Genomic DNA, 12,602 nt, shown 5'->3' with positions numbered 1-12,602 from the left:
GGTACGACATCCGGATCAAACGGCAAAGCGGACGAAAAGACTGTATCAAACTCCATATCAGCATCGATATTGAAACCGGTGTGATCCAGTGGTTTACGACCACACCATGGAATCGACATGATTCCAAGGAGTTTGAACATCTAATTAAAAACCTCCCGGAACTTGGTAATGTACTCGGTGACAAGGCATTTTCCTCCCGGAACAACTGCCAACTTGTTGCTGATAAAAACGGTACACCATACCTTTACTTTAGGAAAAATGCCAGGAGCAAAGCCAACGGAAATCCTGCGTGGATTATCTCGTTCAGAGAACACAAAAAGAGAGAACACAAAAAGGACCCAGAAGCATGGCTTGCCGTCTACCATCTGCGGTCTATCATTGAGAGTGTGTTTTCTTCGATCAAGAAACGCTGGGGTGGTTTCCTGTATAGCAGGAAACGGTGGATGCAGAAAAGAGAGTTAGCGCTGAAGGTTTTATCCTATAATGTGAAACAAGTGCTGCTTGTTCGATACGCGAAGGAACGGAAGGTTCCATTGTGGATCCCAGTCGTATAAGTCCACAGCGAAACCCCTTCCGATTCCCTTTGCAATGAGTTTAAACTATAGGGAGTTCTTAAAAAATATGCTTAATGACCGTCATCAGGCTGTGAAATCGTCCATTGAAACCATGATTTTGGAGGAATGCTGTGAGTTAGTTCACAGCGAAAAGGAGTTCAAAGAGTCATCCTTGAACCCATTTTGGGATGCAGCCGCATGTCTATGGTATCTTAGTGTTACGGCGTTAAAGCTCTTCAATTTGCTTTTAATCAAGAGGAATTAACATGCGTTAATTATTTGAATACTTGCGATATTCTTGTTGGTATGAAGCAGACTCCATGTGAATACATGTTGTGGAACGGCCTTCCAGTCATACGAAAAGAGATAGCTGAAAGTATGATCCAAAGGCATGGATTAACTCAAAAAGAAGCAGCAGAAAAACTTGGGATAACACCAGCGGCAGTTTGTCAGTATCTTTCGCATAAGCGAGGAAAGATCAAGATTACTGATCCTCTAGTTCTTGAGGAGATCCATCGTTCTGCGGAACGGATCATTCAAAATACTGAAGTAAGTATTGTCTCGGAAACCTGCAGGATTTGTAAAACTCTCATTGCTAAAAAAATTTTTCCGATTGAATGCGGTTCATGTCCACCTGAAGAATAACAACAAGATATTTTTAAAGAAAACTATATGATATAGAAAGTGTATGTCGTCTTACTATGGCAACAGGTTTTGCATTACTAAGTATAAGCCCGCTTTATGAAAAATCGGTCTATCAGGCACTGCGAAATATTCCTGAAGTAACAGAGGTTCACCCTCTCTTTGGAGAATATGATATTTTATTGAAAATTGAGTGTCCTGATATTGATTCGATTGGAAAGATTGTAATTAATAAGATTCGGGCGACAAAAGGAGTTGTTGATACCAAAACACTCATAGGAACACAAAGTCTTTCTGGTGAAAAATAATTTTTTTCTACTCTTTTTTTATTGGTTTCATTGTTTGTTGTTGACGTCCGAGAAATCTGAATCGTTCTCCGATGATAACAATTTCTGCAATGAAACGTAGTTCTGTTTGTTCTTCAATACTGGAAACTGTCCCAACAACCAACATTTTTTTTCACATCCCTATTTGTGGGATGGATAATGCTATCTGCTAGCATTATCCATATAATTATATTTATATCTTTTAATATAAATATTTTTCTATAATCAAAAAAATCCTACAGCAGAACCATGAATTTAGAGACAAGATACCGTTTTTTTTTAATCTTCTTTCCATTTGGTCAGCAAAACACCGGCAACGAAGAAAATGATTGCAAAAACAAGAACAATTGCAGTATAGGTGAGAGCAAGATCATAGTTCAAATAGATCATAGCATTTCTCAAACCTTCATTAACATAAAACAGCGGGAGTACATGAGCAATAGTTTGTATAATTGGCGGCATAGATTCGACAGCAAAAAAAGTCCCAGCAAGAAACATCATCGGAAAGCTGATTGCACCAGCAGCCATATCAGCAGTTTCCTCCTCTTTGACAAACCTGCCGATGATCATACCTATGCCTGAGAAGAGAAAACTTGTCGCAACAATAATAATAATCGTATAGATGGTGATGTATACTTTGATGTTATACGCAAGCACACCGACCGTGATGGCAACCGTCGTTGAAAGAAATGCAAGGAACAACATGAACAGCATTTTTGCAATTATCCACTCTGACCTGGTAATAGGTGTAGTTAGAAGCTTTCTTAGAATACCATCTTTTCGATATTTTGTATTTCGTTCGATGCTACCATAGATACACTGTTGCATGATGGTAAAACCAATCATCCCTGGAATAAAAAAGTCAATGAATCCAAAGTTTTCAGTTACCGTACTTTCTTCAGTTAACCTGATAATTGTTCTCCCCTGTGAAATCTGCATGTTCAGTTCAAAAAGTATATTTGAAATTACACTGCGAATAATCTGTGTGGTTTGTTGTTCTGAGGGATCAAAGTAGTACTGTAACGCAATCGTAACCGATGGATCAGTATATGATTGACGAACCGCTGTCCCATATCCTTTTGGGATGACGATGAGATTTTTAATATTATGATCTTTGATGTATTCAGTAATCGTAGTGTTCGTTGTTACATTTTCGATACGGATAACGTTGGTGTTATGAAGAATGGTAATGAAACTTTGTGATACTTCAGTGTTATCTAAATCTTGAACATACAGAGTATATTTGTTGTCACCAAATCCTGAAAAAATAGCACCAAACAGGAGGATAAGCATGATGGGAAAGAGCAGTGACCAGAATACGGTTCCGCGACTTCGCGACCAGCTTTTGATGTTGTAGAAAAAATCAAGGGCAATGATTTTCACATTCATGGTTTATTCCTCCTCAGTGAGACGAGATCCAGTCAGTTTCAAAAATACTTCTTCAAGATTTGACCGTCTGATGTCGACACCGTCGTATTCAATGCATTCATGACGCAGTTCAGATAAAACTTCGAGGACTTTCTCCTTATATTCGATTTTTACTGCAAGATCTCCATTTCCAGTTGGTGTCACCTCAAATCCTTTTTCCTCAAGGATTTTTTGTGTTGCAGCATTCGTACAATTTTTAATATAAAGGGTTGTTTTATCACCATATCGTTCAATCAGTTCCTCGAGGCTCCCCTCCGCAATGATTTTTCCTTTATGGATAATTGCGATGTGGTCTGCCAAATATTCTGCTTCATCCATGTAATGGGTGGTGAGAAAAACAGTTTTTCCTTGATCTCTGAGATTTGCAATAACCTGCCAGACTTCTCGTCGTGCTTTCGGGTCAAGACCTGTGGTTGGTTCATCGAGGAAAATAATCTCCGGGTCATTGACAAGGGAAAGAGCTACACCGACGCGTTGTTTCAAACCACCTGAAAGATTTTTGTATAGTTTTTTTTCGTGGATTTTAAGATCCATGGTTTTGATGATGTCATCAATGTTTGCTTGTTTTTTATATAATTTTGAAAAATAGGTCAATGTTTCTCGAACGGTGAATCGTTCAAAGGAATGAAATTCTTGAGGTAGTATGCTGATGCGTTCTTTGATTTGGTTAAAACCAGTTTGTATGTCAACACCAAGAAGTTTTATGGTTCCAGCAGTTGGTGTTCGAATGTTTTCAATCATTTCGACAGTTGTTGTTTTTCCTGCACCGTTTGGTCCAAGAAATGCAAAAATTTCTCCTTTTTTCACAGTAAATGAAATGTTGTCAACTGCAACGAGATCATTGTATTCCTTTCGCAGGTTGTATACTTCTATTGCTGGTTCTGCTGATTGAAAGCGGAGTTTTGCCTCTTTTCCACAGGCAGGGCACGCAGCGATTCGTTGTTCTCCAGCATTCCCTTTGAAGGTGACCAATTCCCGGCAATTGGGACAGCGAAATTGCATTTCAATCTCAGGCATAGGTAATGATCCACAAATCCGAATATATTTATAGGTAAAAGCTGTATAAAAAACTGGTATTTAGGTTTATGTGTTACGTACTGTTTCCTATTTTTCAGATATTGATGCGTATACGTATCTTATTTTGTATAAGGTTAGTGATGATGCTGTTTTACCGGGCAGGGTGTTGTCTCGTATTTATCACTCATGATATTGATGAGATTTACTAGCGTTGCTGTGACGATGCGTATGATCCGTGGTTTTACTTTCCAGTCATAGACAATGAACGGATTGCGGAGGATTTTTTGTGCAGTCCATTTGTACATTTCAGACGCTGTTTTCACGGAGATGAGGTACCGTTTTGGGATGCAAGAATATCCTTGTTCTGCGAATTCTTGCCATTCACAGTATTTTTGTATTTGTGCATGGATAAAGTCATAGAATCCTTGTTGATGATTGAGAACGTGATCATAATTGAGATTTTCTAAACCATATTTTTGCAGTTCAGATCGTGGAAAATAAATTCTCCCAAGAGCGTTATCCTCATCGATGTCTCTGATAAAATTGATGTACTGCATTGCTCGACCAAGATATTGGGCGTAGGGTAAAGCATCTTTGTTTAAGTGAAGGATTCGAGCCATGAGTAGCCCGATGACTTCAGCTGATCCATACATGTAGTCAATGGTTTCTTCCATAGTTTCATAGGTTTTTTTTGTAAGATCCATTTCCATGGAATGGAGAAAAGAATCAACCCATTCGAAGTTAAAATTATGTTTGTGTGCAAGGTCTACGAATGAATCAATGACGATGTCACCGGTCTGCTGTCCTGCGACTGCTTGTTTGTATTTTTCTTTGAACTCATAAAAACCTTGTGGATTTTGTGGTACTGCATCAACAAAATTATCTGCTTTTCTGACAAAACCATAGAGGATAAAGACGTCTCTGCGGATATGCATTGGGAAAAAAAGGCTACTGTAGAAATAGGTTCTACTTCCTTTTTGAAAAATTGCTATGAATGTTTTATCAACGATCATAGGTATTCCTTATCTGGTGGACTACGATTTGTGAGGCAATGATAACCATAGGTACGCCGATACCAGGATGGGTATAATGTCCTGTGTAGTATAATCCTTTTACTTTTTTACTCTTATGGTGTGGTCTGAATACTGCAGTTTGTTTAAGGGTGTGGGCAAGGCCAAGTGCTGTTCCTTTATAAGCATGATAATAGTTTGTGAAATCAGCATGGGCAAAGAGTCTTTTCACGATGATTCGATCTTTGATTGATTCACCGGTGAGGTGTTCAAGATGTGTGATGACTTGGTTGAAGTATTTTTCTCGTATTTTTTTCGGGTCATGGAGCCCTGCTGCAACAGGGATGAGAATGAAAAGATTTTCAGCATCGTTTGGAGCAACGGTAGGATCTGTTTTTGATGGGCAGCTGACATAATATGAGGGATCTTTTGGCCAGAGCGGATTTCTAAAGATGGTGTTGAAATGATCTTCCCAGTGTGATGCAAAATAGAGGTTGTGATGTACAAGGTTTTGTATTTTTCCTTGGACGCCGAGATACATGAGGAGTGCTGATGGTGCGATTGCTTTTTTCTGCCAGTATTTTTCAGGGTAGGTTTGATGGCAGGGTTCAAGGAGTTGTGTTTCAACATGATGGTAATCAGCGTTTGCAACAATGATGTCTGCTGGGATTTTTTCGGTGTTTGTTTCAAGGCAAGTTACGGTGTTGTGTTCAGTGATAATTTTTGTTACTTCATGATTGTAGAGAAAGTTAACTCCTTGTTCTTTTGCGAGTTGTTCAAAGGAGCGTGCTAGTGTTCCAAATCCTCCGTCTGGATACCAGACCCCAAGGTTGAAATCAACATGGGACATTAGTGAATATAATGCTGGGGTGTCGAAAGGGGTTCCACCAAGGAACACCATGGTGTATTCCAGGATTTTTCGAAGTTTTTCATCAGTGATATATCGCTGGGCATAGGAATCTAGTTTTTTGAAGATGTGGAGTTTGGATCCTTTAATGAGTAGTTTTGGACTGAAGAAATCCCAGAGGTGCTGGTATTCTTTGTAGATGAATTCATTCATTGCTATAGTGTATTGGTATTCAGCTGCGGCAAGATATTTTTTAAATTGTTCTCGACCGTTTTTTTGGTATCGATCGAAGAGCTGGTAGTTTTGTTCAAGATCTGGTGATATATCAACACGTTCGTCTTTTGAGAAAAAAACTCGGTATGCTGGTTTGAGTCGTATGAGTTTATAGTAGTCTTCTGGTTTTTTGTTAAATTCTGCGAAGAATTTTTCGAACACATCTGGCATGAGGTACCATGATGGTCCCATGTCAAAGACAAAGTCTTTTGCTTTGTAGATGATTGCTCGACCACCTGGTTGGTCATTTTTTTCAACAACAGTGACTTGGTAGCCATCTCGAGCAAGGAGTGCTGCAGCAGCCATCCCCCCAAAACCTGCACCGATCACTGCTACTTTTTTTTTGGTCATAAGAATCACAAACCAGGCAGAGTAATGATAGTTGTTATCATATAGGTCTTTGTATTATTTGCGTTTTATATCATGTTGTTTTTTCGTTCTTGGTAAACCATCGTTTTTTAAAGATGCGATAGACAAGCAGATAGAATGAAAGCATGGCGAAGTTATAGAAGAAATCCTCATAGGGTATGGTGATGAATCTGCCGTTCCACAGGCCGTCTCCACCCCATATGGCAGACGGGTTGTACAGAACAATCGGTAGTGAGGTTAAGAGATAGTTGAAGATGATAAATGGAATCATGGAGATGCCAATGTAGAGCCAGTAGTTTCGTGATTGGAGAATCTCTGGGTAGCACCAGAGGGCAATGATGAAGAAAAAGGCACAGGATATGAGCGCTAGAATTGTATAAGCCTGGGTATAAAAAATGATGCTGCCGAGAATCAAGAGTATGGTAATACCGATGTATAGGTGTTTGTTGTAGGTGATTTTTTTATCTGGATAGAAATATTCTAGGTTTTCGTAAATAAAGATGCATGAGTAGGGAACAACGATGAAAAAAAGTATTTCTTCAAGTGGTAGCCCAATGATGGTTATGCCTGAGAGATAGTTGTAGTTGAACCACCAGTCTCCTCGTGCAGTGACGATTGCATCCCAGAGGATATAGCCGATACCGACGATGGCGATAGCAGGGAATAATGCTGTGTAATATCGATAGTAGGTAAATTTCCAGTTAAATGACAAAAGAAAAGGAAAAAGGATGATGAGTATATCTAAGATGAGATAGTTTATGATCATATGGGCCTTTAATTTTTTAATTGTTCTTGTGGTACATCATACTTTTTTTGTGCATACATGAAAGCAAAACAAATCCCTTGATGTGCCGTACTTTTCTGATGATGGACTGCATGGGCGTGGAGTACTCGCTTCAGGTATCTGCTTTTTGGACGGTATTTGATTTTGAGTCGACGGTGAAAGAAGACGTCATGAACAATGAGATACCAGAGTCCGTAGAGTGCAATGCCAACGCCGATGAAGAATCGTAGATCTAATCCTGCAAAAAAACCAGAAAAGATGAACAGTATTGAGACGACTGCAAAAAACAAACCAAACACATCGTTTTTTTCAAAACGTTTTTTTGTATAACGATGGTGATCTTCGTGGAGAAACCATCCGAAACCATGCATGACATATTTATGGAGAAACCAGGCGACTGCATCCATACTGAGAAAAACAAGAATCATGATGATGAGATATACACCAATTTCAAGCATAGCTGTATCTTATTCAAGACGCAAAGCAGATTTATTATTCTTTCGTAGGCGCTATTTTATGGTTTTTCTACTTCGAGGAGTTTTTTTTGCTGCATGTTTAGATGAGCATCAAAGGTGTAAATAATAGGTATACCAGTTGGTATTTCTACAGTTGGTATGATCTCTTTTGAAATGTTTTCAACATGCATTATGATGGAACGTAGGCTGTTTCCATGGGCGACAATAAGAATTGTCTTTCCACGTTCAAGTTGTGGTACAATATTGTTTTTGTAGTAGGGAATGGTTCGTTCGCAGGTGTCTTTCAGGCTTTCTCCATTCGGTGGATTCACATCAAAACTTCGCCTCCAGAGATGAACTTGCTGATCGCCGTATTTTTTCCTTGTTTCATCTTTATTAAGGCCTTGGAGATCACCATAGTATCGTTCTGCGAGTTCTACTGACTGGTAAACAGGGAGTTCTTTTGTGGTGTCACCGGTATAATGTTCCCACTTTTTGACCCTGGGTTCTTCATGATGGAAGATAGGAATACGAGAGTCGTTGAGCTCTAATAGAATATAATGGAGTGTTTGTATCGCGCGGAGCATGTGAGAGACGTATATAGCATCAAAAGAGATGTTTTTGAGTTGTTTACCAGCATTAATTGCTTCATCTCGTCCTTTTTTTGATAATGGGACGTCGACCCAGCCGGTAAACCGGTTTTCAAGATTCCATTGTGATTGTCCATGACGAACTAAAACTAATTGAGACATAGTGTTTTATTCTCTCCTTTCCTTTTTAGATGTTATAGAGGGTATAGTATTTATCTTTTAAATAAGATATGTATCTTTGTGAGTTGAGCCCCTCCCCGCAGCATGTTTTAATAATGTCGTCAGCGGTCATAAGCCGTCCATACTGATGAATGTTGTTCTGAAGCCAAGTTATGATGGAAGCAAAGTCTCCCTGTTCTATGTTCTGGAGCGTATCAGGATGATGTTTGAGTAGTGTCTGGAATAGTTGTGCGGCATAGATACTTCCAATAGCATAGGTGGGAAAATATCCAAAGCTTCCCCCACTCCAGTGCATATCTTGAAGAGCCCCTTCGACATCGTTGTGTGGGCGTACGCCTAGGTAGTTCTGTATTTTTTGATCCCAAATATCAGGAACTTCGGCAACCTTGATTTCATCGGTGATGAGCATGAGTTCGAGTTCGAAACGAAGGATGATATGTAAACAGTAGGTGAGTTCATCTGCTTCAACTCGTATGAGTGAGGGTTGTACTTGGTTGATGATGCGGTACCATTGATCAAGGGCTATGGTGGTGAATTTTTTTGGAACGATTTTTTGGAAAACAGGGTAGAAGAAAACCCAGAAATGTTTGTTTCGGGCGATCATGTTTTCCCAGAACCTTGATTGTGATTCATGCAGTCCTAATGAAGGTGAGTCAGAAATAACCGTATCTTTGTATTCGTTTTGCGGCAGGTTGAGTTCGTAAAGTGCATGTCCCACTTCGTGGATGGTTGAATAAAACGAGAACAAAGGGTTTTTTCGTTCGAAGTTGGTGGTGATGCGGACATCGTTATTACCTATTGAGGTGGTGAAGGGATGTGTTGAGACGTCGAGGCGGAATTTGGTTTTTGATAGGTTCATTTTTTTTATGAAGTAGTTGCAGAGTTTTTTCTGATTTTCAATGGAGAGTGTTTTTTGAAATGGTTTTTGTTTTTGAAACAAGGTGCTTGTTTTGATTTTGTCAAGTATTTCGATGAGGTTTTTACGTAGGTAGGTGAACTCTTTTTTTAGGATGTCAACCGTCATTCCTTCTTCGTAATCATCAAGAAGGCTGTTGTAGGGATGCCCTGGGAGATTGATATAGGTGCAGTATTCTTTTTCAAGTTCGATGATTTTTTCAAGATGTGGTGCGAAATGATAAAAATTTTTTTTTGCTCGAGCTTCTTCCCATGCCTGATAGGCAAGTGTGGTTGTTTTTGATATTTTTTCAATAAAGGCTGATGGTATTTTTCTTGTTTTTTCAAGATCTTTTTTCAGGCGAGTAACAACTAGTTTGTCATGTTCTTTGAGTTGAGCAAAGGTTATTGTTTCGTTCAGTTTTCGTACGTGGTCATACAAAGCATCTGCTGTTGTTTTTTCATGAGCAAGCCTGGAGATCAGTGCTGTTTGTTCAGCTCGATCACTACTTCCATCAGAAGGCATATACGTCATTTGATCCCAGCCAAGCAGTGCACCAATGCCACTATAGATCGAGAGTTCTTTTTGTTCTTTGTAGACATATTCAAGCGATTCTTTCATACCTTTTTCCTCTCATATGCTGCTGAGTTCAATTCCTATCGGGCAGTGATCAGAACCCAGTATGTCTTGCATGATAAATGCTTTGGTAAGATGGGGTAGGAGTTCTTTGTTGATGAAAAAATAATCGATACGCCAGCCGATATTTCGTTCTCGAGCATTGGTTTTCATATCCCACCAAGTATACTGATGAGGTTCATGGTTAAAAACTCTAAAGGCATCAAGGTATCCATGGGATAGTAGCGTATCGATCCATGCACGTTCCACTGGTAAAAAACCAGAGATTTTTTCATTTTCTTTCGGTCGCGCTAGGTCAATTTCAGTATGTGCAGTATTGACATCACCGCAGATGATAATATTGTTTCCCTGTTCTTTGTACATGTCTACATATTTGAGGAAGGTGTTGTAAAAATCAAGTTTATATGTGAGCCGCTCGTGATTTTTTTTCCCATTGGGGAAGTAAATGTTAAACAGAATAAAATTGCTGTATTCGAGAATCAGTATGCGTCCTTCGCTATCAAATTTTTGAATACCAAAACCTTTCTTTATTGAAACTGGTTTTTGTTTGGTGAACATGGCAACACCGCTGTATCCTTTGCGTTCTCCCGGATTAAAATAGGAGTGGTATCCTGGTGGGTTTCGAAGATGAGGTGGGAGTTGTTCAGGGGTTGCTTTGATTTCTTGGAGACAGAGAATATCTGGTGACTCTTTTTGAAACCAGGAGAAAAATCCTTTTTTTTCTATTGCTCGAAGCCCGTTGACATTCCATGAAAGGATGCGTTGTACCTGAGACGTCATAGTTTCTCGCTTCTGAATAACCTTTTATATAATAATACATACATATGCTCTTTAAAGCTATTGTCTTTTTTGTCATCAGAAGTACTTCTCGATATGACATATGAGAGTTATCTTTTTAAAGTCATAAAGGTTTTGTAGTTATTCGGGGAGTCTGGATTTTAGGGTTATTTGGCGCATCCCATCCCAAATTCTCTTTTTTCCAGACTTCCGATGGCTTGATTTTTTAAAGGTACCATAATCTTTATTATGGTTGTTTCTGTTTATTGTGTCATGGGAAGGTTAGATCGTAGTTGGAAGCTGATGAAAACAAGTTTTGACGTGTTACGGAAAGATAAAGAAATTCTGTTATTTCCTGTGTTTTCCTTTATCGCCTGTGTTGTTTTGATAGTCTCTTTTATTGGGGGTTTTATTTTTCTAGGGTTGCCACAGCTGTCAACGCAGCCGGTGATTCCTGTTGTTTTAATGTTTGTATTGTACATTCTTTTGTTTTTCGTGGTTATTTTCTTCAACACAGCAGTTGTTGCTTGTGCGCATATTCGACTGAATGGTGGTGATCCCCGGGTTGCAGATGGTCTTCATGCTGCTCGTGAGAATATTGTGAGAATCTTTCTTTGGGCTGTTATCTCTGCGACGATTGGTGTTATCTTGCAGGCAATTCGGGAGCGTTCTGGCTGGGTTGGACGGATTATTGTTGGGTTGGTTGGTATTACATGGACGTATGTGACGTTTTTTATCATTCCTGTGTTGATTTTTGAAAAACGAAGCATGGGTGATTCAATTCGGCGGAGTGCAACATTATTCCGGCAGACTTGGGGTGAGACTCTAGTTGGTTCACTCGGGTTTGGAGGAATTTTTTTCTTGTTGTTTTTACTCGGAGTAGTTCCTCTTGTCCTCGGGATGCTCTTCGGGAATACGATCCTTCTTCTTATATGTGTGGCTACTGCTTTGCTCTATTGGGCAGTTCTTGGGGCAGTTGCATCAGCGATTAATGGTATTTATGTAGCTGCATTGTATCAGTATGCAACAACCAAAAAGTTGCCTGATGAGTTTGATGCATCGATGCTTCCCCCAACAGCTCCTGGTTTTATGTAATACAGAACTTGCTTGTGTAACTCAGCGGATATCCAGAGTTGTTTCAATGTTTTTCTTGATGTTCTAAGAGGAGCAGGTAGAATACTTTCAATCCTCTCTTGTCTCAGAGTATATAAGTAAGGTATGCTGTTGTCTGTTTACTACGACGTGAGATGCGGGGGATAATGCCAGCCCTGCGGGCCGCTGGCATTTCTGCCACATATCATTCATCGTTTCAGATTGCATCCCTCATCCCATCCTCTTTTTTTCTTACAAAGATTTTTATAGTGAATAATGTTCATTTTTATTGATTCGGTAGAGAATGAAAAAATGAATCTTCAAAAAGGGGGTATATGATGGTTCAAAGAATTTGTGAGATTTGTAAACATACAATTGATTTAAATGATCATCTGAAAGGTCTTGTATTTGATGATACTATTTTTGTCTGCGAAGAATGTTGTTCACATGCTCCTGATGATAGACTTGCACATTGGTCGCATATCTCTTTGAAACTATCTGAGTGTGGTATGCCGATTGGTCTGTGGTTGATTCACGAACAAAATAAGGACAAACCTCTGTTTGGTAAAGCGAAATTTTAATCTCTTCTTTTCTTTCAGGATGATCTGGTAAAGAAAAACCTTCATTGGTCATCGGTTAAGCCCACCATTCCTCCCTAAATCTCTGTCGATTCACATGCGGATCAAATGCCTGACAATCGTATAAAGTATAGAAATCCATCAGATCC

At 39.3% G+C, this 12,602-nt stretch carries 15 protein-coding genes; 5 read left to right on the top strand and 10 right to left on the bottom strand.

Annotation, left to right across the window (positions count from 1 at the left end; genetic code table 11):
* The 3 genes from QXL17_07780 to QXL17_07770 all read left to right on the top strand — a co-directional run.
* Nucleotides 1-554, top strand: a 554-nt coding sequence (locus QXL17_07780; protein MEM4259029.1) for a transposase, incomplete at its 5' end; no start/stop codon positions are given.
* A 306-nt stretch (nucleotides 555-860) separates the two neighbouring features.
* Nucleotides 861-1,199, top strand: a complete 339-nt coding sequence (locus QXL17_07775; GenBank protein MEM4259028.1) for a Fis family transcriptional regulator — start codon at nucleotides 861-863, stop codon at nucleotides 1,197-1,199.
* A gap of 56 nt (nucleotides 1,200-1,255) precedes the next feature.
* Nucleotides 1,256-1,504 (top strand): Lrp/AsnC ligand binding domain-containing protein, encoded by a 249-nt coding sequence (locus tag QXL17_07770; protein MEM4259027.1) that lies wholly within the window; start codon nucleotides 1,256-1,258, stop codon nucleotides 1,502-1,504.
* Between the two features lie 7 nt (nucleotides 1,505-1,511).
* On the opposite strand, the gene QXL17_07765 is transcribed toward QXL17_07770, so the two are convergent.
* The 10 genes from QXL17_07765 to QXL17_07720 form a co-directional block, all read right to left on the bottom strand.
* On the bottom strand, nucleotides 1,512-1,649 hold the full coding sequence (locus QXL17_07765; GenBank protein ID MEM4259026.1) for a hypothetical protein: 138 nt from the start codon (nucleotides 1,647-1,649) through the stop codon (nucleotides 1,512-1,514).
* A 152-nt stretch (nucleotides 1,650-1,801) separates the two neighbouring features.
* Nucleotides 1,802-2,911, bottom strand: a complete 1,110-nt coding sequence (locus tag QXL17_07760) for an ABC transporter permease (protein ID MEM4259025.1) — start codon at nucleotides 2,909-2,911, stop codon at nucleotides 1,802-1,804.
* A 3-nt stretch (nucleotides 2,912-2,914) separates the two neighbouring features.
* A complete protein-coding gene (locus QXL17_07755; GenBank protein MEM4259024.1) occupies nucleotides 2,915-3,967 on the bottom strand; it encodes an ABC transporter ATP-binding protein in 1,053 nt (350 codons plus the stop codon).
* A gap of 134 nt (nucleotides 3,968-4,101) precedes the next feature.
* Nucleotides 4,102-4,980, bottom strand: coding sequence for a phytoene/squalene synthase family protein (locus QXL17_07750; protein ID MEM4259023.1), 879 nt, complete (start codon nucleotides 4,978-4,980; stop codon nucleotides 4,102-4,104).
* Nucleotides 4,970-6,448: a phytoene desaturase family protein gene (gene crtI, locus QXL17_07745; protein ID MEM4259022.1), complete on the bottom strand. Its 1,479-nt coding sequence runs from the start codon at nucleotides 6,446-6,448 to the stop codon at nucleotides 4,970-4,972. Before crtI ends, QXL17_07750 begins: the two co-directional genes overlap by 11 nt.
* Before the next feature lie 70 nt (nucleotides 6,449-6,518).
* The gene (locus QXL17_07740) at nucleotides 6,519-7,232 is read right to left on the bottom strand and encodes a lycopene cyclase domain-containing protein (GenBank protein ID MEM4259021.1); all 714 of its coding nucleotides are present in this window, start codon (nucleotides 7,230-7,232) and stop codon (nucleotides 6,519-6,521) included.
* An 8-nt stretch (nucleotides 7,233-7,240) separates the two neighbouring features.
* Nucleotides 7,241-7,708, bottom strand: coding sequence for a sterol desaturase family protein (locus tag QXL17_07735; GenBank protein ID MEM4259020.1), 468 nt, complete (start codon nucleotides 7,706-7,708; stop codon nucleotides 7,241-7,243).
* Between the two features lie 56 nt (nucleotides 7,709-7,764).
* Nucleotides 7,765-8,457: a 2,3-bisphosphoglycerate-dependent phosphoglycerate mutase gene (locus QXL17_07730; protein MEM4259019.1), complete on the bottom strand. Its 693-nt coding sequence runs from the start codon at nucleotides 8,455-8,457 to the stop codon at nucleotides 7,765-7,767.
* 25 nt (nucleotides 8,458-8,482) lie between these two features.
* A complete protein-coding gene (locus tag QXL17_07725; GenBank protein MEM4259018.1) occupies nucleotides 8,483-9,991 on the bottom strand; it encodes a carboxypeptidase M32 in 1,509 nt (502 codons plus the stop codon).
* Nucleotides 9,992-10,003: 12 nt separating this feature from the next.
* Nucleotides 10,004-10,786: an exodeoxyribonuclease III gene (locus QXL17_07720; GenBank protein MEM4259017.1), complete on the bottom strand. Its 783-nt coding sequence runs from the start codon at nucleotides 10,784-10,786 to the stop codon at nucleotides 10,004-10,006.
* Between the two features lie 300 nt (nucleotides 10,787-11,086).
* On the opposite strand from QXL17_07720, the gene QXL17_07715 reads away from it, so the two are divergent.
* Nucleotides 11,087-11,878: a DUF6159 family protein gene (locus QXL17_07715; GenBank protein ID MEM4259016.1), complete on the top strand. Its 792-nt coding sequence runs from the start codon at nucleotides 11,087-11,089 to the stop codon at nucleotides 11,876-11,878.
* Between the two features lie 335 nt (nucleotides 11,879-12,213).
* Nucleotides 12,214-12,456: a hypothetical protein gene (locus QXL17_07710; GenBank protein ID MEM4259015.1), complete on the top strand. Its 243-nt coding sequence runs from the start codon at nucleotides 12,214-12,216 to the stop codon at nucleotides 12,454-12,456.
* The last annotated feature ends 146 nt before the right edge of the window (nucleotides 12,457-12,602 follow it).

This window comes from Candidatus Thermoplasmatota archaeon (assembly GCA_038884455.1).
Classification (GTDB): Archaea; Thermoplasmatota; E2; order DHVEG-1; family DHVEG-1; genus JAWABU01.
Note: the sequence above shows the minus strand (reverse complement) of the source record. Positions and strands in the feature narration are given on the sequence as shown.

Coding starts and splice junctions, on each gene's coding strand:
- QXL17_07775 (MEM4259028.1), top strand. CDS start 861: ATGAAGCAGACTCCATGTGAATACATGTTGTGGAACGGCCTTCCAGTC.
- QXL17_07770 (MEM4259027.1), top strand. CDS start 1,256: ATGGCAACAGGTTTTGCATTACTAAGTATAAGCCCGCTTTATGAAAAA.
- QXL17_07765 (MEM4259026.1), bottom strand. CDS start 1,649: ATGTTGGTTGTTGGGACAGTTTCCAGTATTGAAGAACAAACAGAACTA.
- QXL17_07760 (MEM4259025.1), bottom strand. CDS start 2,911: ATGAATGTGAAAATCATTGCCCTTGATTTTTTCTACAACATCAAAAGC.
- QXL17_07755 (MEM4259024.1), bottom strand. CDS start 3,967: ATGCCTGAGATTGAAATGCAATTTCGCTGTCCCAATTGCCGGGAATTG.
- QXL17_07750 (MEM4259023.1), bottom strand. CDS start 4,980: ATGATCGTTGATAAAACATTCATAGCAATTTTTCAAAAAGGAAGTAGA.
- crtI (MEM4259022.1), bottom strand. CDS start 6,448: ATGACCAAAAAAAAAGTAGCAGTGATCGGTGCAGGTTTTGGGGGGATG.
- QXL17_07740 (MEM4259021.1), bottom strand. CDS start 7,232: ATGATCATAAACTATCTCATCTTAGATATACTCATCATCCTTTTTCCT.
- QXL17_07735 (MEM4259020.1), bottom strand. CDS start 7,708: ATGCTTGAAATTGGTGTATATCTCATCATCATGATTCTTGTTTTTCTC.
- QXL17_07730 (MEM4259019.1), bottom strand. CDS start 8,457: ATGTCTCAATTAGTTTTAGTTCGTCATGGACAATCACAATGGAATCTT.
- QXL17_07725 (MEM4259018.1), bottom strand. CDS start 9,991: ATGAAAGAATCGCTTGAATATGTCTACAAAGAACAAAAAGAACTCTCG.
- QXL17_07720 (MEM4259017.1), bottom strand. CDS start 10,786: ATGACGTCTCAGGTACAACGCATCCTTTCATGGAATGTCAACGGGCTT.
- QXL17_07715 (MEM4259016.1), top strand. CDS start 11,087: ATGAAAACAAGTTTTGACGTGTTACGGAAAGATAAAGAAATTCTGTTA.
- QXL17_07710 (MEM4259015.1), top strand. CDS start 12,214: ATGGTTCAAAGAATTTGTGAGATTTGTAAACATACAATTGATTTAAAT.